This window comes from Nocardia sp. NPDC003693, assembly GCF_053981095.1.
The window spans coordinates 121,376-144,815 of sequence record NZ_JBSFNO010000003.1 but is presented as its reverse complement, the minus strand read 5'-3'; the positions used below and the strand labels follow the sequence as shown (position 1 = coordinate 144,815).

At 68.8% G+C, this 23,440-nt stretch carries 26 protein-coding genes; 13 read left to right on the top strand and 13 right to left on the bottom strand.

Features of this window, described 5'->3' with window-relative positions; translation table 11 throughout:
- Nucleotides 1–29 precede the first annotated feature (29 nt).
- Together ACWDOP_RS06130 and ACWDOP_RS06125 are read right to left on the bottom strand one after the other, a co-directional pair.
- Nucleotides 30–347, bottom strand: coding sequence for a hypothetical protein (locus ACWDOP_RS06130; RefSeq protein ID WP_454204361.1), 318 nt, complete (start codon nt 345–347; stop codon nt 30–32).
- 261 nt (nt 348–608) lie between these two features.
- Nucleotides 609–1,031 (bottom strand): hypothetical protein, encoded by a 423-nt coding sequence (locus ACWDOP_RS06125; protein ID WP_456344177.1) that lies wholly within the window; start codon nt 1,029–1,031, stop codon nt 609–611.
- A 160-nt stretch (nt 1,032–1,191) separates the two neighbouring features.
- Here ACWDOP_RS06125 and ACWDOP_RS06120 point away from each other — a divergent pair, with 160 nt between their 5' ends.
- Together ACWDOP_RS06120 and ACWDOP_RS06115 are read left to right on the top strand one after the other, a co-directional pair.
- On the top strand, nt 1,192–1,677 hold the full coding sequence (locus tag ACWDOP_RS06120; protein ID WP_456344176.1) for an HAD domain-containing protein: 486 nt from the start codon (nt 1,192–1,194) through the stop codon (nt 1,675–1,677).
- 97 nt (nt 1,678–1,774) lie between these two features.
- Nucleotides 1,775–2,113 (top strand): helix-turn-helix domain-containing protein, encoded by a 339-nt coding sequence (locus ACWDOP_RS06115; protein WP_456344175.1) that lies wholly within the window; start codon nt 1,775–1,777, stop codon nt 2,111–2,113.
- 19 nt (nt 2,114–2,132) lie between these two features.
- On the opposite strand, the gene ACWDOP_RS06110 is transcribed toward ACWDOP_RS06115, so the two are convergent.
- From ACWDOP_RS06110 to ACWDOP_RS06095, 4 genes are all read right to left on the bottom strand, one after another.
- Entirely contained in the window at nt 2,133–3,638 is a 1,506-nt protein-coding gene (locus tag ACWDOP_RS06110; protein WP_456344174.1) for a DUF4246 domain-containing protein, read from the bottom strand.
- A 66-nt stretch (nt 3,639–3,704) separates the two neighbouring features.
- Nucleotides 3,705–5,183 carry a DUF4246 domain-containing protein gene (locus tag ACWDOP_RS06105; protein ID WP_456344173.1) on the bottom strand — a complete coding sequence of 493 codons (1,479 nt, stop codon included), beginning with the start codon at nt 5,181–5,183 and terminating at the stop codon, nt 3,705–3,707.
- A 65-nt stretch (nt 5,184–5,248) separates the two neighbouring features.
- Entirely contained in the window at nt 5,249–5,677 is a 429-nt protein-coding gene (locus ACWDOP_RS06100; RefSeq protein ID WP_456344172.1) for an ABC transporter permease, read from the bottom strand.
- 272 nt (nt 5,678–5,949) lie between these two features.
- Nucleotides 5,950–6,438: a nitroreductase/quinone reductase family protein gene (locus tag ACWDOP_RS06095; protein WP_456344171.1), complete on the bottom strand. Its 489-nt coding sequence runs from the start codon at nt 6,436–6,438 to the stop codon at nt 5,950–5,952.
- Nucleotides 6,439–6,543: 105 nt separating this feature from the next.
- On the opposite strand from ACWDOP_RS06095, the gene ACWDOP_RS06090 reads away from it, so the two are divergent.
- From ACWDOP_RS06090 to ACWDOP_RS06045, 10 genes are all read left to right on the top strand, one after another.
- Nucleotides 6,544–7,221, top strand: a complete 678-nt coding sequence (locus ACWDOP_RS06090; RefSeq protein ID WP_456344170.1) for a TetR/AcrR family transcriptional regulator C-terminal domain-containing protein — start codon at nt 6,544–6,546, stop codon at nt 7,219–7,221.
- Nucleotides 7,222–7,537: 316 nt separating this feature from the next.
- Nucleotides 7,538–8,584, top strand: a complete 1,047-nt coding sequence (locus ACWDOP_RS06085; protein WP_456344169.1) for a fatty acid desaturase family protein — start codon at nt 7,538–7,540, stop codon at nt 8,582–8,584.
- A gap of 222 nt (nt 8,585–8,806) precedes the next feature.
- Entirely contained in the window at nt 8,807–9,718 is a 912-nt protein-coding gene (locus tag ACWDOP_RS06080) for an SGNH/GDSL hydrolase family protein (protein WP_456344168.1), read from the top strand.
- Between the two features lie 220 nt (nt 9,719–9,938).
- Entirely contained in the window at nt 9,939–10,280 is a 342-nt protein-coding gene (locus ACWDOP_RS06075; RefSeq protein WP_456344167.1) for a hypothetical protein, read from the top strand.
- A gap of 25 nt (nt 10,281–10,305) precedes the next feature.
- Entirely contained in the window at nt 10,306–11,211 is a 906-nt protein-coding gene (locus tag ACWDOP_RS06070) for an SGNH/GDSL hydrolase family protein (protein ID WP_456344166.1), read from the top strand.
- Nucleotides 11,208–12,500 carry an acyltransferase family protein gene (locus tag ACWDOP_RS06065; RefSeq protein WP_456344165.1) on the top strand — a complete coding sequence of 431 codons (1,293 nt, stop codon included), beginning with the start codon at nt 11,208–11,210 and terminating at the stop codon, nt 12,498–12,500. The genes ACWDOP_RS06070 and ACWDOP_RS06065 overlap by 4 nt, the downstream gene beginning before the upstream one ends.
- 365 nt (nt 12,501–12,865) lie before the next feature.
- The gene (locus ACWDOP_RS06060; RefSeq protein WP_456344164.1) at nt 12,866–13,783 is read left to right on the top strand and encodes an ABC transporter ATP-binding protein; all 918 of its coding nucleotides are present in this window, start codon (nt 12,866–12,868) and stop codon (nt 13,781–13,783) included.
- Nucleotides 13,784–14,524: a hypothetical protein gene (locus tag ACWDOP_RS06055; protein ID WP_456344163.1), complete on the top strand. Its 741-nt coding sequence runs from the start codon at nt 13,784–13,786 to the stop codon at nt 14,522–14,524.
- Complete coding sequence (locus ACWDOP_RS06050; RefSeq protein WP_456344162.1) at nt 14,521–15,672, top strand: sensor histidine kinase; 1,152 nt, start codon at nt 14,521–14,523, stop codon at nt 15,670–15,672. Before ACWDOP_RS06055 ends, ACWDOP_RS06050 begins: the two co-directional genes overlap by 4 nt.
- Nucleotides 15,669–16,325, top strand: a complete 657-nt coding sequence (locus ACWDOP_RS06045) for a response regulator (protein WP_456344161.1) — start codon at nt 15,669–15,671, stop codon at nt 16,323–16,325. The genes ACWDOP_RS06050 and ACWDOP_RS06045 overlap by 4 nt, the downstream gene beginning before the upstream one ends.
- A gap of 354 nt (nt 16,326–16,679) precedes the next feature.
- On the opposite strand, the gene ACWDOP_RS06040 is transcribed toward ACWDOP_RS06045, so the two are convergent.
- Both ACWDOP_RS06040 and ACWDOP_RS06035 read right to left on the bottom strand, forming a co-directional pair.
- The gene (locus ACWDOP_RS06040; RefSeq protein WP_456344160.1) at nt 16,680–17,171 is read right to left on the bottom strand and encodes a DUF488 domain-containing protein; all 492 of its coding nucleotides are present in this window, start codon (nt 17,169–17,171) and stop codon (nt 16,680–16,682) included.
- 170 nt (nt 17,172–17,341) lie between these two features.
- Entirely contained in the window at nt 17,342–17,695 is a 354-nt protein-coding gene (locus tag ACWDOP_RS06035) for a YybH family protein (RefSeq protein WP_456344159.1), read from the bottom strand.
- 63 nt (nt 17,696–17,758) lie between these two features.
- Between ACWDOP_RS06035 and ACWDOP_RS06030 the strand changes: the two genes are divergently transcribed.
- Nucleotides 17,759–18,733 carry a helix-turn-helix transcriptional regulator gene (locus ACWDOP_RS06030; RefSeq protein ID WP_456344158.1) on the top strand — a complete coding sequence of 325 codons (975 nt, stop codon included), beginning with the start codon at nt 17,759–17,761 and terminating at the stop codon, nt 18,731–18,733.
- A gap of 42 nt (nt 18,734–18,775) precedes the next feature.
- Here the strand turns inward: ACWDOP_RS06030 and ACWDOP_RS06025 are convergent, their stop codons facing one another.
- Genes ACWDOP_RS06025 through ACWDOP_RS06005 form a run of 5 tightly spaced genes read right to left on the bottom strand, consistent with a single transcriptional unit; the run spans nt 18,776 to nt 23,295 of the window.
- Nucleotides 18,776–19,780: an ABC transporter substrate-binding protein gene (locus ACWDOP_RS06025; protein ID WP_456344157.1), complete on the bottom strand. Its 1,005-nt coding sequence runs from the start codon at nt 19,778–19,780 to the stop codon at nt 18,776–18,778.
- A 17-nt stretch (nt 19,781–19,797) separates the two neighbouring features.
- On the bottom strand, nt 19,798–20,139 hold the full coding sequence (locus ACWDOP_RS06020; RefSeq protein ID WP_454204339.1) for a 4Fe-4S binding protein: 342 nt from the start codon (nt 20,137–20,139) through the stop codon (nt 19,798–19,800).
- Entirely contained in the window at nt 20,136–21,728 is a 1,593-nt protein-coding gene (locus ACWDOP_RS06015) for an FAD-binding protein (RefSeq protein ID WP_456344156.1), read from the bottom strand. The genes ACWDOP_RS06020 and ACWDOP_RS06015 overlap by 4 nt, the downstream gene beginning before the upstream one ends.
- Nucleotides 21,725–22,453 carry an ABC transporter ATP-binding protein gene (locus ACWDOP_RS06010; RefSeq protein WP_454204337.1) on the bottom strand — a complete coding sequence of 243 codons (729 nt, stop codon included), beginning with the start codon at nt 22,451–22,453 and terminating at the stop codon, nt 21,725–21,727. The genes ACWDOP_RS06015 and ACWDOP_RS06010 overlap by 4 nt, the downstream gene beginning before the upstream one ends.
- Nucleotides 22,453–23,295, bottom strand: a complete 843-nt coding sequence (locus ACWDOP_RS06005; protein WP_456344155.1) for an ABC transporter permease — start codon at nt 23,293–23,295, stop codon at nt 22,453–22,455. The genes ACWDOP_RS06010 and ACWDOP_RS06005 overlap by 1 nt, the downstream gene beginning before the upstream one ends.
- Nucleotides 23,296–23,440: the final 145 nt, after the last annotated feature.

The following is a 23,440-nucleotide window of genomic DNA, read 5'->3' as shown; positions in this document are numbered from 1 at the left end:
CCGACCGGCATTGAACCGAGCGCATCGCCCTACGCCTGAATCACCTCGATATTCACCAGTGCGTTGAGAGAATCGCAGCTGGCCCAGGATTGGTTCTGTCCGTACTGGACGGGACCGTATTTCCAGTAGGTGAAGGGAACGGGCCAGGCGACGCAGGTGAGTTTCACCTGATGCCAGGTGGGCAGCTCGCAATTGGCCATCCCGCCCGTGTTGAAGATGTTGTAGACGTGGCAGTTGGCCTGCCACACCGGTACGTCCGCCTGGGCGGCGCCGCCACCGGCGAGAACGAGACCCGCGGCTGCGGTGGCGACAAAGGCTCCGGCAGCAAACCGCTTCGCAGATAGCATTCCGACCTCCTGAATCGATGTTGTTGTGAACATCGCGTGCGAGGATCGGTCGTTACTCTTTCTCCAGTGGGCGCGGAATGGCTATGAATGAATTCGAAAACAAATTCGAACCCGCAGAAACTCTGTACCAGCAATCAGCTGGCGAAACGCGTGGAGTCACCTCGATGATCACCGGGTGACGTCAGCGGAGACGATCCCCGAGCACTTTCTCGGCGGTGGTCCGGCGGGCACGCGCGCCCGCCGGACGGGGATGCCGGTGACCTACGCGCCGCGCGGCACGCAGCGGAACCAGCCGCGGAAGCTGATCTCGCAGAACGCCCCGGCGTGGGAGAGCTTAGGGCCGAACGGCCCGGAGTCGTTGGCGACCGCGAAGAAGTCCGGGTTGCCGCCCGGCAGGGTGAACGGCTGAGCGAGATCGTAGGTGGGACGGATGCCGCCGGCGTCCTGGATCGACTGCGGCGCGGGCACCGACACCGGGATGCCACCGCCGATCGGGACCGAGAACACCGGCACCATTTGCCAACCGTCACAACCGATGACGCCGTCCGCGGTGATCGCACAGTTCTTGCCGCCGTAGTTGAAGAATGCGGCCCCCTCGGGCGCGCCCTGGGCGACACCCGCCGCCGCGACCGCCGTCATCGAGATTCCCGCGACGGCCGTGGCCGTGATAGCAACACGCTTCATGCTGGGTCCTTCCCTCGGGCCGAAAACGCGAACGCTGATAACCGTACGACGCCATAACGAGTGCGATGTCCGACGCGCAGGATGCTTCGGCGCGGATCCGACCGAGATCTCTCAAACCATTCGTCACGTGATCATGCCGCCGCGAACTATCCTCCACGTCGTGCCCCTCCCCCTCCTGTTCCTCGATGTAGACGGCCCCCTCCTGCCATTCGGCGCACCCGAATCCCCCAAGGGCACATCACAACCGGCCACTTCACCCACCCTGCTCGGTCGCCTCGACCCCGAACTGGGCCCGCGCCTGGCCGCCCTGCCCTGCGAGCTCGTCTGGGCGACCACCTGGGTGCACGAGGCCAACGAGGCCCTGGCGCCCCTCCTCGGTCTCCCCGCCCTACCGGTGGTCGAGTGGCCCGATGACACCGATCACCGCGCAGACGACTGGTTCGGATTGCACTGGAAGACAAGGTCTCTGCTCACGTACGCCCGCCACCGCCCTTTCGCCTGGGTGGACGACGAACTGACCGAGCACGACATCGACTACGTGACGACCCACCACCCCGCTCCAGCCCTCCTGCACCGGGTAGAACCCCGAGTCGGCCTGCGCCCCTCTGATTTCGACACCCTGGAACTTTGGCTGGCGTCGCACTGAGCAACCCACCCGCGGGTGCGCTCACTGGCTCGCGTGGTCCGACCTACGCAGCAGAAAAGTCGGGACGACGGGGCATGGCGATTCATACACTCCCCTGATGAATCACGAGGAACTGGCGATGAGCGGGATCTCCCGCTGGGCGGACATCCGAGACGTATGCGTCGAACGCGCGGGTGGCGAGGCAGCCTTGCGAGCCGGCAAGGAGACGATCCTCGCTCGGTCCGTCGGTTTCCGGCTCGCCGAGATCCGCAGGAGCCGCGGGTTCACCCAGCAGCAGCTCGCCGTCCGGATGGGGGTCACCAAGGGCCGGATCTCGCAGATCGAGCGCGGGCAGATCTCCGGGCAGGAGGTGCTCGCCCGGTACGCGACGGCCCTCGGCGGGCGGCTTCACCAATCCATTCACTTCGATGACGGAGACGTCGCCGCCATCGCCTGACGCACTCCCGCAGCGGCGGTCAGTGTTCGCAGAGGGAGAACTCACGTTCGTAGAGGTAGCCGGTGTGGGCGTCTACGGCGTACTTGCGTTCCTTCATCAGGGCCTCGCGGTGGGATTTCGCCTCGGCGAGGGTCATCGTCGTGGTCGGGGACCAGGGCTGCTGGGGTGGGACGTCGGTCGTGGAGGGGACGCGACGGGTGGGATCCACGAGGAAGAAGGCCAGGATCTTGCGGTGGCCGGGGCGGGTCGGGTCCGCGAGGGAGAACGGGGCCACGCGGTGCTGCAGGACGTTCGGGAAGGCCAGGCAGCGGCCCGAACCGGTGGGGACCGAACCCAGGAACTGGTTCAGGGCGTCCTGGTCCTCCAGACCGTAGACCTCGCGCATGCCCATGTCGTCGTTCTGCTCGTAGTAGGGATCCGACACCGCGGTGCGGAAGCCGAGGGTGCTCTCGGTGATGTTCTCGCTGTCCCAGTAGTAGATGGCGGTCGAGACGATGCGTTCGTTCAGCATGCCTTCGACATGCCAGGACCCGCCGGGATAGTCGGGTTTGCCGGGGGTCAGGTGGATGGTCGCGAGTTTGACGATTACCTGAATTCGCCTGTCGCGCAGACTGAAACGTTCGCCGGCGGACGGGAGCGCGGGTGGGACGTACACCGGCGCGTCGGGGATCGTCGGCCGGCGGTCGCGGTACCAGTCGTCCCAAGCCGCCTCGTACGCCTCCTCGGCGGCGTCGTAGGCGTCGTCGTCCTCGATATCGAGGTCGGGTTCCTCCGGCTCGCCCTCGTACCAGGCCGAGGAGTCCGGCACGATCCGAATCGGCGCGGGATGCAGCAGGTCCGTCAGCACGGCCTCGAACAGCGGCAGCATGCGCGCCAGGAGTTCCGGCAGTACCGCCTCGAGTTCACCGTGCCGTTCGGGATGCACGTTGTTGACGTAGGAAGCGAAGGTGACCGCGCCGTCGGCGTCCACATCGACATCGGTGGGCAGCCACTGGAATCGCTCGGAGAACGGGACGGGCGACTGCTTCGTTCCGGGGTTCGCCCAGACCGCTTCGTCGATCGGACTCACGCCGCGCACCAGGCAGAACAGCGACGGGTGAACGAGATCGAGCACCTGCCCGTCCGACCCAGGGTGCCAATCCAACTCCGCCTCGGGCACCTGTTCCAGCACTCGCACGGCCGCACGCAGCCGGTCGGTCAGCTCCGCACCGATCAGATCGTCCGACTGCCACACCCCGTCGACGGCGGTCACCTCGAGCCCGGTGCTCGCGTCGCGCAGTGCGGCGTAGTGCCGCAATTCCGCCAGCACATAGGCGATTTGCGCCGCGGTGAGCCCCTGTTCGGCCGCCTCGCGCGACCAGCGGCCGGCGATCTCGGCATCGTCCATCTTCTCGAACCAGCGCGGCTTGGCCCGGATCTCGGCGCTGAGCCGCATCATCTCGACCTCGCGCAACGTACGCAGGGCCGGGGGCCGCAGTGCACGGAAGGAGCCGAAGGGCAGGGGAAATTCGATGACGTCGTTCATTCTCGCGGTTCTCTCACGTATCCCGCCCGGCGAAACACCGGGCGGGAAAAGGCGATTCGTAGCGGGTCAGTGTTCGCAGAGCGAGAACTCTCGCTCGTACAGTTCTTCCTCGTTGTGGTCGTCGATGATGAACTTGCGCTCTTTCATCAACTCGTCGCGGAAGGCCACGGCCTGTTCGAGGGTCATGGTCGAGGCCGGAGACCAGGGCTGCTGCGGCGGGACATCCGCCGTCGAGGTAACCCTGTGGGTGGGATCGACCAGGAAGAACGCCAGGATCTTGCGGTGGCCGGGGCGGGTCGGATCGGTCAGGGAGAACGGCGCTACTCGGTGCTGCAGGATGTTCGGGAACGCCACGCAGCGACCCGAATCGGTGGGGACCGAGCCCAGGAACTGGTTCAGTTTGTCCTCGTCCTCGAGGCCGTAGATGGCGCGCACGCCGTCGTCGTCGTTCTGCTGATACTCCGGATCGTCCAGGGCCGCACGGAATCCGAGGCGACTCTCGGTGATGTTCTCGCTGTCCCAGTAGTAGATGGCGGTCGAGACGATGCGTTCGTTCATCATCCCCTCGACATGCCAGGAACCACCCGGATAGTCGGGCTTGTCGGGCGTGAGGTGGATATTGGCGAGTTTGACGATCACCTGCACGCGCCGCCCGCGCAGATCCACCGGCTCGAAATCCTCCGGGACCTCGGGCGCGCTGAACTCCGGAGCATCGGGAATGACGGGTACGCGGTTGTCGTACCACGCGCTGCGCGCGTCGTAGTAGGCGTCCTCGTCCCCGTAGTCCCCATACACGGGCTCGTCCTCGTACCAGCCCCACGGATCGGCGACGATCCGCGCGGGCCGCGGGTTGCGCAGGTCGGTGAGCACCCGCTCGAACAGCGGACGCATCAGCGCGAGCACCTCGGGCAGTACGACCGCGAGTTCACGGTGGTCCGCGGGATGCACGTTGTTGATGTACGAGGCGAATTCGACCCGGCCGCCGGCGTCGATATCGACCTCCGAGGGTAGCCACTGGAACTTCTTCGAATGCGCCGTCTCGTACTGCTCGCCCGGGTCCTGCCAGATGTCGTCCGGAGAATTTCCGAGCTCGCGGACGAGGCAGAACAGCGACGGATGCACCAGGTCGAGGACCTGCCCGTTCGATCCGGGATGCCAATCCCGCTCGGCCTCGGGCACGTCCTCCAGGACCCGCACCGCCGCGCGCAGCCGCGCGGTGAGCTCCGCGTCGATCAAACGTTCCGACTGCCACACCCCGTCGACAGCCGAAACCTCGATACCGGTCCGCGCGTCCCGGAGCCCGGCGTAATACGCCAATTCCGCCAGCACGTAGGCGATTTGCGCTTCGGTCAGCCCGCTGTCGGCCGCCTCCCGCGACCACCGGGCGACGATCTCGGCGTCGTTCCTCTTCTCGACCCAGCCCGGCTTCGCCCGAATCAGCGCGCTGAACCGCATCATCTCCAGTTCGCGCAGGGTTCTGGGCGGGTTGAACGGCAACTTCCAGTACGGCAGAAAGGGCAGGGGAAAGGCTTCGGCGTCGGTCATTCTCTCGGTTCTCTTCGCTGAATCATGGCCTCCGCCACGTTACTTCAGCGCACCGACGCCGGCTCTCACCGTTCGCGCCGGTACAGTCGCATGGTCAGCGGCCCTAAGACCGCCACCAGCCCCGCGACCCCGGCGCCGGGCCGAAAGCCCAGCAGCACACCGGCTCCCACGATGACGGTCGCGGCGATCACGTAGCGCGCCACGTCGGCCAGGAGCGCCCCGACCAGCGGGGCCGGCTGCCAGATGGGCAGGGACCGGAAGCGGTCGAATACTCCCCTGCCGATGTCGGCGTTGAGCGCGACCGCGGTCGACTGGGTGGTCATGGTGATGGTCAGCACGAGAATGCCCGGCAGCACGGTCTGCAGATAGTCCGCGGTGGACCCCGCCAGCGCGCCACCGAGCAGGTAGGTGAACATCACCAGCATCACGGCGCGGTCCGGGCGTTCGAGGGTCGAGAGCGCCGCCCGGTGCGGGCCGGCCGGGTCGATGGTCATTCCGGAATCTCCTCGCGGGCAGGGTCTCGCACGGCGGTCAGGGCCAGGAACACCTCGTCGAGGCTGGTGTGCCCGGCGGACGCTTTCAGCTCCCGCGTCGTACCCTCGGCGATCACGCGGCCGTGGTCGTCTTACCCGCGCCGTTCGGCCCGAGCACCCCGTAGACGCAGCCCGCCGGTACCGCGCGATGCCGCCGAAGCTCTTGCACAGCCCTTCGGCGCGAATCGCGTAGCGGGACATGACCTCTCCCTCCCGGGACCGGTGCCGCGGGATCATCCCTGCACCTCCGCCCGGCGCAGCCGCAGCACCTGGTCGACGCCGAACACACGCTGCGCGACGCGTTCGGTGCGCGACTGATGGCCGGCGACCGACGCGGCCGCGACCAGTTCGGGTTCGGTGACCCGGTAGGTCCGGCCCTCGTGCACGGCCTCGGCCTGCCCGGCCGCGAGCACGTTGCGCAACCAATCCGGGGTGGTGCCGTAGGGCAGGGAGATCAGGAAGTCGTCCCCGGCCTCGGTGATCCCTACCGGGGTGGAATAACCCTTACCGCTGCTGCGCCCGACGTGCTTGATGATCGAGGCGGACGCGCCCGGCTGCCCGGCCGACTTCATGACCCCGCGATTGGTGACCCGCCGATTGAACCGGCGAACCACGGCCAGCCCCGGCGCGTACCCGGTCTGCATCACCACCACCAGGAACAGGAACCAAGCCAGCGCCAGCCCGATCGGCGTGCCCGCGGCAATGGCGACGAGTACCCACATGATCCACTCCCTTACGTTGTAAGTCTTCTGCTTCCCAGCGAAACACTTACAACGTAAGGCTGTCAAGAGCGGGCGAACTTACGACGTACGGTAAATTCGGAAACCATGGTCACCGAGCAGCGACCCCGGCTGAACCGGGGACAGATCCTGGCCGCGGCCGTCGCCCGCGCCGACCGCGACGGCATCGAGGCCGTGACCATGCGCAGCGTCGCCACCGACCTCGGCGTCGAGGCCATGTCGCTCTACCACCACGTGGCCAACAAGGCCGAGTTGCTCGACGGCATGGTCGAGGTCGTACTGGACGCCATCAACGCCGCGGTCGGACCGGCGGCGACGGACTCCCCTGACGACTGGAAACCGGTGCTGCGCAAGCGCATTCTCACCGCTCGCGCCGTACTGCTCGACCACCCCTGGGCGCCGGCGCTGATCGGCACGCGCTCGCCCATGACGCTGTCGATCATCGCCTACTTCGACTCGATCATCGGCCTGCTGCGCGGCGGCGGATTCTCCTACGACCTGACCCACCACGCCCTGCACGCGCTGGGCAGCCGCGCGCTGGGCTTCACGCAGGAGTTGTTCCAGCCCATGTCCGAACAGCACGAACGCGAGGGCGTCGCCGCGCTCGAGGCCATGGCCGACAGGTTCCCGAACATCGCGGGCATGATCGCCGACGATCCGGGCCACGACGACGCGGGCCCGAACCTGGGCTGGTGCGACGATCAGAGCGAATTCGAGTTCGGCCTGGACCTGGTGCTGGACGGCCTCGAGCGACTACGTTCCTGACCGCGGGCCTCGAGGGTCCCCCGGCGTCGGAGCGACCCGGAGGTCATGAATAATGGCCCGCGCAACCCGCACCGCCTGACCGACCCGAAACAAGTTGCGCAGACGCCATTTTGACGCCCCCCGGGGGCAGGTCGCGACAATAGTCGTGATCCCGGCGTCCCGCGCGAGATTGTCATGCAGATGTGTCGCTATTCCACGGGTCCGTTCACCCGGCGGTGGTCGCGTCCCGTCATGCTCGTGTCGAGTCCGGCGACTCGAACAGCGACACCCAGGATGTGCAGCGACCGTGGTAATTGAGATGGCACCGCGTCGGCCGATGCGAGCCGAGCACGACTACCGGCCTGCCCCGGTTGCCGAAACGGCCCCCATCCGGGGCAGCGAGTACGCGGTGCTCAAGCGCCGCATGCGTGAGGCGCGCCTGCTGGACCGGCGCTACGGGTACTACGCGATCAAGAGCGCGATCACCGGCGGCGCGTTCCTCGCGGGCTGGGTGGCGTTCGCGCTGATCGGCGATTCCTGGTGGCAGCTGGCCACCGCGGCGTTCCTGGCCGCGGTGTTCTCCCAGATCGCGTTCCTCGGCCACGACGCCGGGCACCGGCAGATCTTCAGAACCCGCAGAGCCAACTACCTGTACGGGCTGATCGCGGGCAATCTCGGCATCGGCCTGAGCATCGGCTGGTGGACCAGCAATCACAACCGGCATCACGCGCATCCCAACACCGAGGGCGCCGACCCCGATGTCGGCGGCGTGCTGGCCTTCTCCGGCGGCCGGGCCGCGGCCGAACGCGGCTGGCGGCGTTTCATCTTCCGCTACCAGGCGTGGCTGTTCTTCCCGCTGCTGTTCCTCGAGGCGGGCAGCCTGCACTTCTCGAGCGTGCGCGCGTGCCTGCGCTGGCCGATTCCGCATCGGCGCTGGGAGGGCGCGCTGCTGGCGGCGCACGCCGTCGGCTACCTCTCGACGGTGTTCCTGGTGCTGCCCCCGGGTAAGGCGCTGATCTTCATCGCGGTGCAGCAGGGCCTGTTCGGCTTCTACATGGGCTGCACCTTCGCGCCGAACCACAAGGGGATGGAGGTGTTCGAGGAGGATGACACCACCGACTTCCTGCGCCGCCAGGTGCTGACCTCGCGCAACGTGCGCGGCGGATTCGTCATCGACACCGCGCTCGGCGGGCTCAACTACCAGGTCGAACATCACCTGTTCCCGTCGATGCCGCGCCCGAATCTGCGCCGGGCCCAGCCGATGGTCGCGGCCTTTTGCGCCGAGATCGGCGTTCCGTACGCCGAGACGGGTCTCTTCGATTCCTACGCGCAGGCCATGCGCCATCTCGACGAGGTCGGCCGGCACGCCCGGCCGCTCGGTTGATCGTTCACGCCCACCGACCTGGCGCGATCCCGTCCCCCGGATTTTCGGGGCAGGTATTTTCACCGTTATGGGTGGTATGCCCGGAGCCCTTTTGTACACTCCCGCTGAAGTGAACAACGTTCACTTCAGTTTGGACCCGCTCCGCATACGCACGAGCCCGCACCCCCGATCCGGCGTCGCCCGGATTCGATCCGCGGGCGATGAGAAGGCCAGGGAATACAGGTGTTCGGCAATAGCAAACGGTGGCTCTGTGCCACCGGGGTGGCGCTCTCGGTCTCGATGACCGGGGTCGCGGGGGCGGGGGCGGAATCCGCCTCCGGGGGGAAAGATCTGGTGGTACTCGGCGATTCGTTCTCCGCGAACGCGTGGGACTTCTTCGACGAGAGCAATACCTGCCTGCGGCACGGCGATACCGCCTGGCCCGCGCAGTTGGGCACCCTGATGGGCGTGCACGGGACCGACCGGATGGTCAACACCTCGTGTCCCGGCGCGTCCGTCGACAGCGGACCCGGCTGGACCATGGGCATGGAGGCCTCGAAGGCCGACAAGGCGGGCGCTTTCGGGCCGCGCACCAAGCTGGTGACCCTGCAGTTCGGGCTCAACGACAAGTGGGGCAACTCCGACCAGACGCTGTGGAAGTCCCTGCCGATCTGCGTGTTCAACCTCGCCGACGGCTGCGATCCCGACGCGGTCGCCCAGGGCCGGATGACCGACTTCAACGGGGTCTCCGGCGCGCTGCTCGCCGAGCGCATGAAGAACGCGGTGACCTACATCCGCTACTACGCGCCGAACGCCAAGATCGTGCTCGTCGGCTACCCGGAACTGTTCACCCCGGGCACCAGCACGATCTGCCTCAACATCCTGGGCGCCGCACCGTTCATCCAGCCGCGCGGGCGCGCGGTGGTCGAGTACATGGACCGGATCGACAGGGCCCAGCGCGAGGCCGCGCAACTGTTGAAGATCGACTTCCTCGATGCGCGCGCGCTCACCACCGGGCACGGACTCTGCTCGGAAGAGCCGTGGCTCAACGGCGTCTTCGATCCGCGCACCGACATCGACGGCCTGTTCTTCCACCCGTCCACCAAGGGCGATTCGGTGGTCGCCACGGCCCTGTACGAACGCTACGGAAAGTGAATTCTCGGGGCCGGCGCAGGCCGAAAACTGCCCCGCAACAGGGTTGACAGCCGTTAGCTATCGAGCCGGAACCCCGTATTGCCCTGCGGTTTTGGGGCTTGCGGGAACCGGATCTACAACGCTCGTTTCTCTTGTACACTGCCCGCTTGAAGTGAACTTTTCCCACTTCATTTTTCGATTCGAGGACTCTATGAAGATGCGTACCCCAGGTGTGTTCGTGATGCGTTCCGCGGCAGCGGTGCTCGGCGGAATGCTGCTCGTCGGCGGCGTCGCCGCGTGTGGCGACGACTCGTCCGACAGCACGCCGTCCAGCAGCACCACGGCGCCGGCCGCCAGCACCACCGCTCCCGCGGCGACCACCGCCCCGGCCGCCACCACCGAGGCCGCTCCGCAGCCGGCCGCGCCGGAGCCGGCCGCCCCCGAGCAGCCCGCCGCGCCCGAGCCGGTCGTGACCCAGCCCGTCGCGCCCGCGCCCAAGCCCGCCCCCGAGACCAAGGCGCCCGAGAAGCCCGCGCCGCCCACCCTGGACGCCCCCGGCTTCGAGCCGCGCGCCGGCTACTGATCCAGAGGGATCCGGAGCAACTCAGGTGTCGGGAAACAGTGGACGGTGGTTGTGCGCCGCGGTATTGGCGGCATCCACCGCTCTGACGACGAGCCCGGGAGCGAACGCGGAACCCGCTCCCGACGGCAAACCCATTGTCGTCCTTGGTGATTCGTTCACCGCGAATGTCTGGGACCCGCTGTCCACGAACGAGTGCCTGCGCGGGCCGACGGCATGGCCCGCGCAGCTGACCGGCAAGCTCGGCGCGCGTGGCGCCGAGCAGGTCGCGGACATCTCGTGTCTGGGCGCCTCGATCGACACCCCGCCCGGGCACACGCTGACCCATGAGACGCGTGCTGCCGCCACGGCGGGGGCTTTCGGGCCGGCGACCAAACTGGTGACGCTGCAGTTCGGGCTCAACGACCGCTGGGGCGGGTCGCAGCAGTCGCTGTGGGATGCCATGCGAGCGTGCGTGTTCGACCTGGCCGGGGGCTGCGGCGCCGAGGCGGTGGCCGAGGGCCGCATGCCCGACGCGCAGGCCATCACCGGTGCGGCGTTCGCCGACCGCGTCCGCAACGCGGTGACCTACATTCGCTATTACGCGCCCGCCGCGCGCATCGTGCTCGTCGGCTACCCGGAACTGTTCCGGGAGGAACAGGAAACGGTCTGCCTCGAGTTCTTCGGTGTGGTTCCCTTCGTACAGCCGCGGGGCCGCACCATCGTCGAATACCTCGAGCGCATGGACCTGGCGCAACGCGATGCCGCCGAGGCGCTGAACGTCGAATTCTTCGACACCCGCGCCGTGACCACCGGGCACGGTCTGTGCTCGGACGATCCCTGGGTCAACGGCGTCTTCGACCCGACCGTCAAATTCGACGGCCTGCCGTTCCACCCGTCGCCCACGGGCGACGCCGTAGTCGCGAATGCGCTGTACGAAAGGTACGTCCGATGACCCGCCCGCCCGAGGTCGTGCCTCACGCGCAAACCGAATCCGCCACCGCGCCGGTGCAATCCGCGCCCGCGCCGCAGACAGACGCCGACCGGAATCGGCCCGCGCTGCCCTCGCTGACCGGCGCCCGCTGGTGGGCGGCGTTCGCGGTGTTCGTGCTGCACGCGCTGGTGTTCCTGCCGGTCTACCCGTTCCAGAAGTCGGAAACGTTCAAGACCATCCACCAGTGGATTCCGATGCAGCTGGGCGCGGCCGGTGTCACGTTCTTCTTCGTGCTGTCCGGCTTCATCATCTACTGGTCGGTGCGGCCGGGCATGTCGGTGCGCGCGTTCTACCGCCGCCGGGTGCTCAAGATCTATCCGACCCATCTGCTGGCCGCGGCGGCGTTCATCGTCGCGGCGAGTGTGCCGCTGAGCCGCGTGGTCGTGTGGGTGCCCAACCTGCTGCTGGTGCACACCTGGGTGCCCAAGTGGACGACGGTCGGCGGGCTGAACGTGCCGTCCTGGTCGCTGGCCTCGGAAGTGCTGTTCTACGCGTTGTTCCCGCTGCTGCTGCCGCTGATCCGGCGCATCCCCACCCGGCACCTGCTGCTGGCCGCGGGCCTGCTCATGCTCGGCATCGTCGCGATGCACACCAGCTACTTCCTGTGGGTCGACGGATTCAAGGGCACGGCCAACGCCTTCGCGCCGCGCCTGGTCCCGGGCGACGACTCCCCGTACTACGAGTTGCACGCCGATCCCCGGTGGTTCGTGCAGCCCGATATCCCGGTCTCGCTGTCGTACTGGCTGAGCTACACCTTCCCGCTCTCGCGGCTGCCGGAGTTCTTCCTCGGCGTGCTCGCGGCGCGCATGGTGCTCGAGGGCAAGTGGCGCAACACCAGCATGGTGCTGCCGCTGCTGACGCTGGCCATCACCTACGCGGCGACCTGGGTGGTGCCGGTCAACTACAAGATGTCGGTGCTGATGCTCGTGCCCATGACCGCGGTCGTGGCGACCATGGCCACCCGTGATCTGGCGGGCATCCGCGGCATCAACTCGCATCCGCGCATGGTGTGGCTGGGCAACGTGTCCTTCGCGTTCTACCTGATCCAGTTCCCGGTGATGGTGGTGATCACCCGATACCTGATCGGCGGCAAGCAGTTCGGGATCCTCGGCTGGGCCGGGTTCTCGCTGCTGAGCCTGGTGGTCGCCACGGCCATCGCGGCGGCGCTGTACCACTGGGTGGATCTGCCGATCATGAAGAATTTCGCACGACCCGGCGCACGTAAGCCGAAGCCGGTGCCGGTGAGCTGATTTCGGCACACCCCGGGGGTCCCCGGGGCGCGAGCGCCCCTGTCATACGACTCGGTATGACAGGGGCGCTCGGCTTTTCCCCGGCCGTCGACAGGCGTCGCGGGCGCGTCGTAGGCCTCGATTTCCGCAGGTACCGGCGTCGACTGGCATGACCCGAGCCTTGCCGCGCGCCCGGGGGCGAGCTATACAGGTGATGTGGGGCAAGGATGTTTTCTCTCCTTGCCTCCGCCCATGTCACAGCCTTGGCTCGAACTCCGGGGCCGATCTGCCGTCGCCTCGAGCACGCATGTGGTCCTCGAGAGTGACGCGCAGGTGCACTCCTTCGCCGGATGTCCCCGGCGCACCGCGCTCATAGCGTGGAACGCGTGATCGAATGCGATGCCTTGACGAAGAACTACGGTGCGGCGGTGGCGGTTTCGGAGCTGAGCTGCACGATTGCGCCGGGCCGGGTGACCGGCCTGCTCGGCCCCAACGGGTCCGGAAAATCGACCACCATGCGGATGGTGCTGGGACTCGATCGGCCCAGCCGGGGACGGGTGCTGATCGCGGGCCGGCCGTATCGCGCACTGCGCGAGCCGCTCCGGACCGTCGGCGCGCTGCTCGACGCACGCCGGGTGCATCCGGACCGGCGGGCCCGCGATCACCTGGCCGTACTGGCGCTGAGCAACGCGATACCGCGATCCCGGGTGGACGAGGTGCTCGACATCGTCGGGCTGAGTTCGGTCGCGCGGCAGCGGGTGCGCGAGTTCTCGCTCGGCATGCTGCAGCGGCTGGGTATCGCGGCCGCGATTCTCGGCGATCCGGCCGTACTGCTGCTGGACGAACCCACCAACGGTCTCGACACCGAGGGCATCCGCTGGTTGCGCGGCTTCCTGCGCGAACAGGCCGGGCGGGGACGCACCGTGCTGCTGTCGAGCCACATCATGAGCGAGATGGAAGTGGTGGCCGACCACCTGCTCGTCATGGGTGGGGGCAGGCTGCTCGCCGACGAACCCATGGCGGCGTTCATCGCCCGGAACACGGCGGCGGTACGGGTGCGTTCCGACGACGATGCCGCGCTGGCACTGGCTATCGCGCGCTCGGGAGTCGGTTCGACGCAGATCGAGCCGGCCGGACGCGGGCTGATCGTCCGCGGCGTGCCCGCGGCCCGCGTGGGCGCCATAGCGTCCGAGGCGGGCGTGGTCGTCTCCGAGTTGACCGAACAGCGGGCCTCCCTCGAGGATGTGTACACGGACCTGGTGACACCGCACGCGCGGCACCGGGTGGCCGGGGAGGTGGCGTGAATGCTTGCCGCACAAGTTCGTTCGGAGGCGCTCAAGGTGCGATCGGTGCGATCGCTCACCGCGCTGCCGGTCCTGACGACGCTGGTGGGCCCGGCGATCGCGCTGCTGGTCGGGCTCACCGGGAGCCTGCGCCCGGACGATACGGTGCTCGGCGGCTCGCTGACCGGGGCCGGGCTGGGCATCGCGCTGATCGGGGCGTGGGGCGCGCTGCTGGTGACGACCGAGTATTCGACGGGGACGCTGTGGGCGGTCGTGGCCGCGCGGCCCCGGCGCGAGGTCGTGCTCACGGGCAAGACGCTGGTCGCCGTCGCGGTGGCGAGCACGGTGGGGGTCGTGTCCAGCGTCGGCGCGTGGGTCATCGGCGCGATGCTGCTCGATCCGTCGAAATATGCTGCGGGCGCGGCGTTTCCGGCGCTGGTCGGGGTGGCCGCCTGCTATCCGGCGGTGGCCTGCCTCGGGCTGGCGGCCGGGGTGCTGCTGCGGTCCTCGGCCGGTGCGGTCGCGCTGATGCTGTCCGTGGCCGTTCTACCCGGAATCCTCGGGCCGCTGCTCGGTGCGGCGGGACCGTGGGTCACGGGCGCGAGTCCGGCGGCGGTGGTCGCCAAGCTCGCGCAGAGTTCGGATGCCGCGCCCGAGATCATGGGGACCCTGGGCGGCTGGGCATCGCTGACGGTCGTGTGCGCGTATTCCGCGCTCGCGCTGACCGGCGCGGCCGTCCTGTTCGACCGGCGCGATGTATGAACCGTCTTCCCGATACCGTTGTCCGGCAGTGGGGTTGGCTCGCGGCGACCGCGCTGCTGGCGACTCTCGTCTGCGCGATCGTGCTGCACACGCTGCTGTCCGACACCGGCCTGTCGGATCGGCAGGCGCTCGGGCTGGCCCTGGCGCAGGGGCTCGCGATGCTGACCGCGGTGCGCGCGCCGCACGCGGCGTGGGCGCTCTCGGCCGCCGCGACCGCGCTGTGCTCGTGGTGGGTGGGCGCGGGTCTGTGGGTGGACCCAATGTTCAACAGTCACCTGGTCGTGCTCGCGCTCATCGCGCTGCGGGTCACGCCCCGGGTGGCCGCCGGATACTGGTGTGCGGCACTGGTTCTGGCCCTCGGACTGGCGCTGGCGATACGCCCGCCGGACGCGGTCGCCGGGTCGATCGAGCTGGCGGTACTGGCGGGACTCGCGCTGATAGCCGGATCGGCCTCGCGCGGACTGGTCGAGGCCCGGCGGACGCTGCGCAGCCAGCGCGATGTCGTCGACCGCGAACGCGAACGCGGCGCGCTGCTCGAGGAACGCGCGCGCATCGCTCGTGAACTGCACGATGTCGTGGCACATCACATGTCGGTGATCGCGATTCAGGCCGAAGCGGCCCGGGTGCGCGACCCCGGCGCCGTACCCGAGACCCTCGCCGGTCTCGACATGATTCGCGAGAGTGCGGTGACCGCCCTCGGGGACATGCGGCGCATCCTGGGCGTGCTGCGTTCCGGCGACACCGGACTGCTCCCCCAGCCCACCCTCGCCGATGCCGGCGCGCTCGTGGATTCGGTGCGCGCGGCGGGCACCCCCGTCGACTGGGAACTCACCGGCGACCCCGCCGCGCTGCCGCCCGGGCTCGGACTGTCCTCGTATCGCATCGTGCAGGAGGCCGCCAGCAATGCCTTGCGGCACGCCCCGGGCGCACCCCTGCGCATCGCGATCGACCTCGGCGCCGAACGGATTCGCATCCGCGTGGACAACGAGGTGCGCGACACCGGTGCCCCCGGACCCGGCGCCGGGCAGGGATTGCTCGGTATGCGGGAACGAGTCACACTGCTGGGCGGCGACTTTCACGCGGGGCCCGACGGAGCCGGCCGGTTCCGCGTCGCCGTCTCGCTGCCGATCCGAGAGACGACCGCATGAGCATCCGCGTGGTGGTGGCCGACGATCAGCGCCTGGTGCGCGAGGGCATCGCGGTTCTGCTCGACGCCCAGCCCGATATCGAGGTCGCCGCGCTCGCGGAGGACGGCGCGCACGCGGTGCGCGAAGCCGAACGCCACCTCCCCGACATCGTGCTCATGGACGTGCGGATGCCGGTCATGGACGGCATCGAGGCCACGCGCCGCATCATCGCGTCCGCCTTGACGACCCGCGTGATCATGCTGACCACGTTCGACCTCGACGAGTACGTCTACGCCGCACTGCGCGCCGGGGCGAGCGGTTTCCTGCTGAAAGAGTCCTCGGCCCAAGCGCTGTCGGACGCCGTCCGGGTGGTGGCATGCGGCGACGCGCTGCTGGCCCCCTCGGTGACCCGCCGACTGCTCGACGAGTTCGCCGCCCAGGCCGATCGTCCAGCCCCGGCGACCGATCGCCTCACGGCCCTGACGACCCGCGAGATCCAGGTGCTCACCCTGATAGCCCGGGGCCGCTCCAACCTCGAAATCGCCGGTGATCTCACCATTTCCGAACAGACGGCCAAATCCCACGTCAGCCGAATCCTCGACAAATTACACCTGCGCGACCGCACCCAGGCGGCGATCTTCGCGTACGAGGCCCGCCTGGTCATCCCGCGCTGATCCGCCCGGCGACGCCGGTGCATGAGCCGATCGTCACGTCCCAGGAGGGATCGTCCGTGGGACCTCGCCGCCCGCAGCATCCAGGTGCGAGCCTCGGGTCGATCCCACACCGCAATCGTCAGCGCGACGGTCATCGTCCGATGGACAGCAGAGTCCTCGACGAGGCGAACATCTCGTGGATGCCGGTGCGGGTCAGCATGTTCAGGGCAGCCTCGGCCGGGTCGGTACGTGACTGCACAGACCGCCGGTTTTCCCTGCGGAGCCGAGATCACTGCGTCAGGATTTGTGCGAACCGTGGCTCTCCGGTCGAATCCCCCCGTATGCGTCTCGACTCCCGTTGCGGCGCGGTGTCTTTCAGGCCGACAGCGGGTGCAGGTCAGTGATCCGCATCCCGGTCTCGGCGCGCAGTCGTGCGGCCACGAGGGAGCGATGGCACGCTTCGGCATCGCGTTCGACGCAGAAGAGGGCCACCGACGCGGTGGCGGGGAGTTCGGCGACGAGGGTGTCGAGGTCGAACGGGGTCAGGATTTCCCGGGTGTAGCGGTCAGCGTATTCGGGTGCCAGGGCGACGCGGTTCCGCTTGCCGACACCGCGGCGGTCGTCCTCGCGGTATTGCAGGTGGCGCAGTTCGGTGGTCGGAGCGAGGTTCCGGACGTGGCGATAGCCGATACCGGTTGCGGCGAGGGCGCTTTGGAGTCGCAGGGAGTTCGCCCAGCTGTAGTCGGGGCCGCGGACGCCCCGGCGCTGGCGCAGGTCGAGCAGCAGCGTCACGCCCGCGGCGGTGAGTGTGTCGAGGAAGGTCTCGGCGGTGAAGCCGTAGACACCGATTGTCGTTATTCGTGTCATGGCGTACCCCGGGTGGTCGGTGGCGCGCCGCTCAGGCGCGCCAGGGTTGTTCGCAGGGCGAGAGTGTGTGGCGCTCGTCGATCGGAGGGTCAGCGGGCGACCGGTGTGATCGCCCGCGACCCGGAGTCACCGGCGGTGAGCCCGGTCGAACCGAGCTCACCGCCACCCGCCTACGGCAGCAGCACCGGCTGATCCACGGCGTAGCGCCAGGTCCCGTCGGCCTGGCGGCGGGCGATCTCCACGGCGATCTCCCCGGTGGTCAGGGTGGTCGCGGTCAGGGCCACGTCCTCGCTCACCAGCGTGGGGTGCTGACGGCCCGGGATCAGGGTCGGCGCGTGGGCGACGAAACCCTCGTAGACCTTGCGGATCTCCGCGTGCCCGGTGGCCACGCTGCCGGGCGGGAAGGCGAGCACGGCGGTGGGTTCGTAGAGGGCGACGAGCCCGTCCACGTCGCCGGCGTTGCCGAGTTCGATGAAGAGGCTGGCGAGCTCGTGGGGGTCTTTGGCGGTCTTGTTCTCGGTCATGAGAACAACCCTGTCAGCGAATCACGACACCTTGTGTCATGTATTTATGACAGGATTTTTCCCATGCGCGCGGATCGATTGGTGTCGCTGGTGCTGCTGCTGCGCCGGCGCGGTCGCATGTCCGCGCCCGACCTCGCCCGCGAGCTCGAGGTGTCCACCCGGACGGTGCTGCGCGATATCGACGCGCTGTCCGCGGCGGGCGTGCCCGTCTACGCCGAACGCGGGCGACTCGGTGGTTTCGCCCTGCTGCCGGGCTTCCAGACCGAGCTGACCGGACTCAATCACGACGAGGCGCTGGCCCTGCTGGTGGCCGGATCCCGGCGTGGCGCACAGGCTTTCGGCCTCGCCTCACCCCTGGCCTCGGCCATGCGCAAGGTGGTGGACGCGCTGCCGGAGAGCTATCGCACCACCGCCGCCGACGCCGCCGAGCGCCTGCTGATCGATCCGGAAGTCGATCTGTTCTCCCGCACGGTCGAGCCGCGGGAACTGCCCGACCCCGTCGCGACCGCGGTGCGGCGGGCGGTCCTGGCCGGGCACAAGCTGCGTATTCACTACACCGCGATCGACCAGGAGGCCCGCTGGCGCACGGTGGACCCGATCGGCCTGGTCACCGCGCGCGGCAACGGCTATCTGCTGGCCATGCGCGGCGGCGCGGAACGCACCTACCGGCTCTCCCGCATCCTGGACGCCGAGGAACTCGACGAACCCGCGCAGCGCCCCGACCGCGTCGACCTCGACCGGGCCTGGCGCGAGCACGGCACCAAGTTCCGCACCGGCGGCGATCAGGTGACCGTGCGCCTGCGGGTGAATCCGGCCCGGCGCGAGGAACTGGTCGGCACCGCGCTGGCCGTGCTCGCCGAGGAGACCGAACCCGACGGCCGGCTGCTGCTCACGGTCACCTTCCAGGACCCGAGGCACGCCGAATGGGCGGTGTGGCAGCTCGCGGGCAACGCCGAAGCGCTGTCCCCGCGATGGTTGCGCACCACCCTGCGCGATCGCGCGGCGGCGCTCGCGGCACAGTACGACGAACCCGCGTGACGGCGAACGTCACGCGGGTTCGTGATCTCGGGTCCGGCGAACTCAGCCCTTCGCGGTCTGCTCCGGGCGGTAGAACCACGCTTGCAGGTCGAAGTCCTCGCGAATCTTCTTCTGCTCCACCAGGAACTGCTTGGTCCCGGTCAGCAGGGTGACACCGCGCTCGGAGAAGCTCTCCTGCGGGAAGTAGTCCCGCTGCGCGGCGGCGCGTACCACGGCCTCGGGCAACTTCGACTGGGAGACTTCGTAGTTCACGTAGTCCTCCCAGTGCTCCTGGGCATACTTGTTCGCCTCCGACAGCACCCGCTGCCAGGTGCCGCCGAAGTCCGGGTTGGTATCCAGGAACGGCTGGCTGCTCACCGACGAACTGGTGCCGGCCAGGGCCGGGTGATTGTTCGCGATGGAATCGACCTGATGGAAGCCCTTGGCCAGGAACGCCCGGAAGTAGGAGTTCGGATTCGTATCGGGCAGCGCGACCGCGTCGATCTCACCGCTGGTCAGCGGCGCCTCGGCATCGGTGGACAGCAGGTGGATCAGCTGCGCGGCCGCCACGCCCTCGGCCTTCAGCGCACCCTGCAGATACCGGTCGATGTACGAGCCGGACTGCACCCCGACCTTCTTGCCCGCCAGATCCTTCAGCGTGCGGATGGCCGGATCCTTGGCCACCACACCGGCGTTGTACCCGACCGCGGCGATGGACAGCAGCCGCGTCTGCAACCCGCTGCCGCGTGCCACCAGCGCCGGGGTATCGCCGTAGGTGGCGACATCGAGCCGCCCGCCGACCAGCGCCTGATTCAGGTCCGGACCGTTCGGGAAGCTGAACACCTCGATCTTCTCCGCGCCCAGCGGCGCCAGCGCGGGCAGCAGCGCCCCGCGCTGATGGGCGAAACCGAGCGGGCCGGTCAGCACGTTGCCGGAGCCGATGACGCCGATGCGCAGGGTCTCGATCTTGGTACGGGTCGCCGACCCGTCGTCGCCGCCGGAGCAGGCGGACAGCACCAGCGCGAGCGCGGCGACGGCGGCGGGCAGAACACGTTTGAGCTTGGACATGAAGAGCTTTCGGGAGATCAGAGTTCGGACAGGCGCGGGGGTGGCGCGCCGTGGGGCAGGCGGGGGCCGACGGCGATGAGGCTGCCGGGCTTGCGACCCCGGCCCCAGCCGATTTCCTTGCGGTAGCGGCCGATGTGGTCCTGCGGAATCAGCGTGGGGTCGGGCAGCGGGGTGACGTTCGGGTCCACGTAGAGGGCGTCGGTCGGGCAGTACGCCTCGCACATGAAGCAGGTCTGGCAGTCCGATTGCCGTGCGATGAGCGGTATTCCGCTCTCGGTCCGGTCGAACACGTTGGTCGGGCAGACATCGACGCATTTGTCGCAGGCGATGCAGTCGTCCGCGCGCACGAGCTCGATCACGAGGCCACCGCCAATCCGGTGGTGGCGGCCGCGGTGGTCGCGGTCCACACCCGGTCGAGTCCGCCGGACAGGATGTGATGGTGCTGGCCAGGATCCAGGTCCGGATGATCCGCGCGCTTGCTCATACCGCGAGTTTCCTTGCGGGCCAACGTCGATTCGTACATGAGCCGCCCGACCGCGGTGATGGCGGCGGCCTGGCGATTGCGCACCCGCTCGTCGCCGGTCGCCCCGCCCAGCGTCTGGGCGCGGGCCCAGAGGCCGTCGAGCGCGTCCAGGGCCGGGCGAATGCGGTCGCCGTGGCGCAGGTAGTTCTTCTCGAAGGGGATCAGCTCGTGCTGCGCGGCGGCCACCACCTCCTCCGCGGTGACGGACTCCCCCGCGTCCGACTCCAGGCCGGTGCGCCCCGCACCGGTGAGCGCGGCGTGATCGGGACGCGGTGCGCTCAGGGCGAATCCGGCCGCGCCTTGTCCCGCCCAGCTGCCCGAGGACATCGCCCAGGCCGAGTTGTGGCTGCCGCCGCCGGTGAAGCCGCCGCAGATGCGTTCGCGGGTCGCCGCGTCCCCGGCGGCGTAGAGCCCGGGCACCGAGGTCGCGCACAGATCGTCGACGACGTCGATGCCGCCGGTGCCGCGCACGGTGCCCTCGGCGAGCAGGTCCACCTCGAAGCGATCGGTGAACGGGTCGATCCCGCGCCGGTCGAACTGCAGGAAGAAGTTGGGCTGACCCACCCGCATCTGCGCCTGCACGGTGGCGTCGGCGCGGTCGAGCTGCGCGAACACCTTCTCCGACAGCAGGGTTCGCGCGATGACCGAACGTCCCTTGGTCGAGCCCGCGCCCTCGAGCACGTCGCCGTTCTCGTGGAAGAAGGTGGCGTAGCCGTAGTAGGCGGTCTTGGTGACGGTCGAGCCCTTGGGCACGATGGCGTAGGCGTTGGAGAACTCCATGCCCGAGAACCGCGCGCCCACCTCGGCTGCCATGAGCGCGCCGTCGCCGGTGTTCACGTTGGTGCCCAGCGCCCGAGACAGGAACGCGCAGCCGCCGGTGGCGAGCACGACCGCGCCCGCCGCGATGCGGTAGTCCCGGTCGAGCTGGCGCTGGTACCCGGCCGCGCCACGCACCACGCCGTCACCGTCGACCAGCAGTTCCAGCGCCGGTGAGTGATCGAGGATTTCGACCCCGGCGCGCTTGACCCAGGCGCGCATCCGGCGCATGTACTCCGGGCCCTGGACGCCGGTGCGCATCGACTCGCCGGTGTTCGGGTCGACCGGGAACGGGTACCGGCCCTCCACCGCAAGGCGATTCATATTGGCGTAGGTCTGGTCCAGGACCCGGTCCATCCAGTAGTGGTCGGCCAGGTGCCCGCCCAGTGTCTCGCGGCTGGCCTTGGCGTTCGCGCGCGCGGTGGCCTCGGGGGCGACGTACCAGACGCCGGTGCCCGAAGGCGCTGTGGCGCCGCTGGTTCCGGTGTAGCCCTTGTCGACCAGGATCACCTCCGCACCGCTCTCGCGGGCGTGGATCGCGGCCCAGCAGGCGGCGGGGCCACCGCCGATAACCAGGACATCCGTGCTGATCTGCCAAGTGTCGGTCATAGGTCCGCTCCTGTCGGTGCATCGGGGTTCACGCCGAGCGCGATGAGCAGCCGGCGGCGTAGTGCGGAGAATTCGGGATGGACCACCGAGCGCGGGCGGGCCACGGTGATGTCGAAGGATTCGGCGATGGCTCCGTCGCGCAGGACGAGGGCGCGATCGGCCAGCAGCAGCGCCTCTTCCACGTCGTGGGTGACCAGCAGCACCGATTGCCGGTGCTGGGTCCAGAGCCGGGCCACCAGGGCCTGGGCCTTGAGGCGGGTCAGGGCGTCGAGCGCGCCGAAGGGCTCGTCGAGCAGCAGCAGTTCGGGATTGCGTACCAGGGCGCGGGCCAGCGCGACCCGCTGCGCCTCGCCGCCGGACAGCGTCGAGGGCCAGACATCGGCTTTGGCGGCGAGCCCGACCTCTTCCAATGCGGCGAGCGCCTGTCCTTTGGAGCCGCGGTCCACCCCGAGGGTGACGTTGCGCCACACGGTCATCCACGGAATGAGCCGGTGCTCCTGGAAGACGATGGCCTTGGTCTTCGGGGCTTCGAACACCCCGGTGAAGCCGCGATCGAGGCCGCCGAGTCCGCGCAGCAGGGTGCTCTTGCCCGAGCCGCTGGCGCCCAGCAGCGCCACGAATTCGCCCGGGGCGATGTCGAGGTCGACGTCGCGCAGGACGGTGCGCCCGCCGAAACTGCGGGCCGCGCCGCGAATGCGGACGCCGGCGCCGATGGTCGTGGTCATCACTGTCCTTCGAATCCGGTGCGCCAGGACAGGAATCGGCGTTCCAGCAGGCGCACGAAGGTGTCGGTCAGCAGGCCGAGCACCGCGTAGATGACGAGCACCAGGAAGATCTGGTCGGTGCGCAGGAACTCCTTGGCGTCGTTCATGAGGAAGCCGAGCCCGACCGGGGTGGTCTGCATCTCCGCGACCACCAGGGTGAGCCAGCCGATGCCGAGGGCCTGGCGCAGTCCGACCAGGATCTGCGGCAGCGCACCGGGCAGGATGATCTTGGTGGTCAGCTCGAATCGATTGAGGCCCAGCGATTCCGCGGCCTCGACCAGGCGACGGTCCACCCCGCGGATGCCCGCGAGCACGTTCAGGTAGATCGGGAACACCGGCGCCACGATGATCAGCGCGATCTTGAACGGATCGCCGATGCCGAACCAGATGATGAACACCGGAACCAGCGCCAGGGTGGGCAGCATGCGCAGCGCCTGCAAAGGTCCGTTGACGAGATCCTCGGCGGCGCGGAACAATCCGGCCGCCGCGCCCAGTACGAGGCCGATCGAGATGCCGATGCTCAGGCCGATCGCGACCCGCTGCGAGGACGCAGCCAGGTGCCGCCACAGCTCGCCGGTGCGAATCAGTTCCCAGCCCGCCTCGATGACCTCCGAGGGCGCCGGGGTCGTGGGGCCGAGCCAGCCCCGCGCGCCCAGCTGCCACAGGACCAGGACCAGCACCAACCCGGAGGCTTTGCGCGCCGTGCCGATGACGCGGCGGATCCGGTTCCCCGATTCCGGGGTGGCGGCCTCGACCGGAACCGGGGCGACGGCAGGAGCGAGGGGCTCCAATTGCAGTGTCATGGACGGTGTCCTCACCCGAGAAGAAGTGTGCGGACACCGTAAGTCCGGGCACCGGCCCGAACGTATGGTTGCGATCAGCCCGATCCTGAATCCCGTACGCCGCCGGGCACACTGCCCGAAACGTTTGGTGCTTTTGCGTATTGAC

Bases quoted from the DNA above. Each gene is read 5' to 3' on its own strand.
- ACWDOP_RS06040 (WP_456344160.1), bottom strand. From the start codon at position 17,171: ATGACACGAATAACGACAATCGGTGTCTACGGCTTCACCGCCGAGACC.
- ACWDOP_RS06130 (WP_454204361.1), bottom strand. From the start codon at position 347: ATGCTATCTGCGAAGCGGTTTGCTGCCGGAGCCTTTGTCGCCACCGCA.
- ACWDOP_RS06095 (WP_456344171.1), bottom strand. From the start codon at position 6,438: ATGTGGGTACTCGTCGCCATTGCCGCGGGCACGCCGATCGGGCTGGCG.
- ACWDOP_RS06025 (WP_456344157.1), bottom strand. From the start codon at position 19,780: ATGTCCAAGCTCAAACGTGTTCTGCCCGCCGCCGTCGCCGCGCTCGCG.
- ACWDOP_RS06090 (WP_456344170.1), top strand. From the start codon at position 6,544: ATGGTCACCGAGCAGCGACCCCGGCTGAACCGGGGACAGATCCTGGCC.
- ACWDOP_RS06010 (WP_454204337.1), bottom strand. From the start codon at position 22,453: ATGACCACGACCATCGGCGCCGGCGTCCGCATTCGCGGCGCGGCCCGC.
- ACWDOP_RS06125 (WP_456344177.1), bottom strand. From the start codon at position 1,031: ATGAAGCGTGTTGCTATCACGGCCACGGCCGTCGCGGGAATCTCGATG.
- ACWDOP_RS06005 (WP_456344155.1), bottom strand. From the start codon at position 23,295: ATGACACTGCAATTGGAGCCCCTCGCTCCTGCCGTCGCCCCGGTTCCG.
- ACWDOP_RS06015 (WP_456344156.1), bottom strand. From the start codon at position 21,728: ATGACCGACACTTGGCAGATCAGCACGGATGTCCTGGTTATCGGCGGT.
- ACWDOP_RS06100 (WP_456344172.1), bottom strand. From the start codon at position 5,677: ATGACCATCGACCCGGCCGGCCCGCACCGGGCGGCGCTCTCGACCCTC.
- ACWDOP_RS06065 (WP_456344165.1), top strand. From the start codon at position 11,208: ATGACCCGCCCGCCCGAGGTCGTGCCTCACGCGCAAACCGAATCCGCC.
- ACWDOP_RS06055 (WP_456344163.1), top strand. From the start codon at position 13,784: ATGCTTGCCGCACAAGTTCGTTCGGAGGCGCTCAAGGTGCGATCGGTG.
- ACWDOP_RS06105 (WP_456344173.1), bottom strand. From the start codon at position 5,183: ATGACCGACGCCGAAGCCTTTCCCCTGCCCTTTCTGCCGTACTGGAAG.
- ACWDOP_RS06045 (WP_456344161.1), top strand. From the start codon at position 15,669: ATGAGCATCCGCGTGGTGGTGGCCGACGATCAGCGCCTGGTGCGCGAG.
- ACWDOP_RS06115 (WP_456344175.1), top strand. From the start codon at position 1,775: ATGAATCACGAGGAACTGGCGATGAGCGGGATCTCCCGCTGGGCGGAC.
- ACWDOP_RS06075 (WP_456344167.1), top strand. From the start codon at position 9,939: ATGCGTTCCGCGGCAGCGGTGCTCGGCGGAATGCTGCTCGTCGGCGGC.
- ACWDOP_RS06050 (WP_456344162.1), top strand. From the start codon at position 14,521: ATGAACCGTCTTCCCGATACCGTTGTCCGGCAGTGGGGTTGGCTCGCG.
- ACWDOP_RS06030 (WP_456344158.1), top strand. From the start codon at position 17,759: ATGCGCGCGGATCGATTGGTGTCGCTGGTGCTGCTGCTGCGCCGGCGC.
- ACWDOP_RS06085 (WP_456344169.1), top strand. From the start codon at position 7,538: ATGCGAGCCGAGCACGACTACCGGCCTGCCCCGGTTGCCGAAACGGCC.
- ACWDOP_RS06110 (WP_456344174.1), bottom strand. From the start codon at position 3,638: ATGAACGACGTCATCGAATTTCCCCTGCCCTTCGGCTCCTTCCGTGCA.
- ACWDOP_RS06035 (WP_456344159.1), bottom strand. From the start codon at position 17,695: ATGACCGAGAACAAGACCGCCAAAGACCCCCACGAGCTCGCCAGCCTC.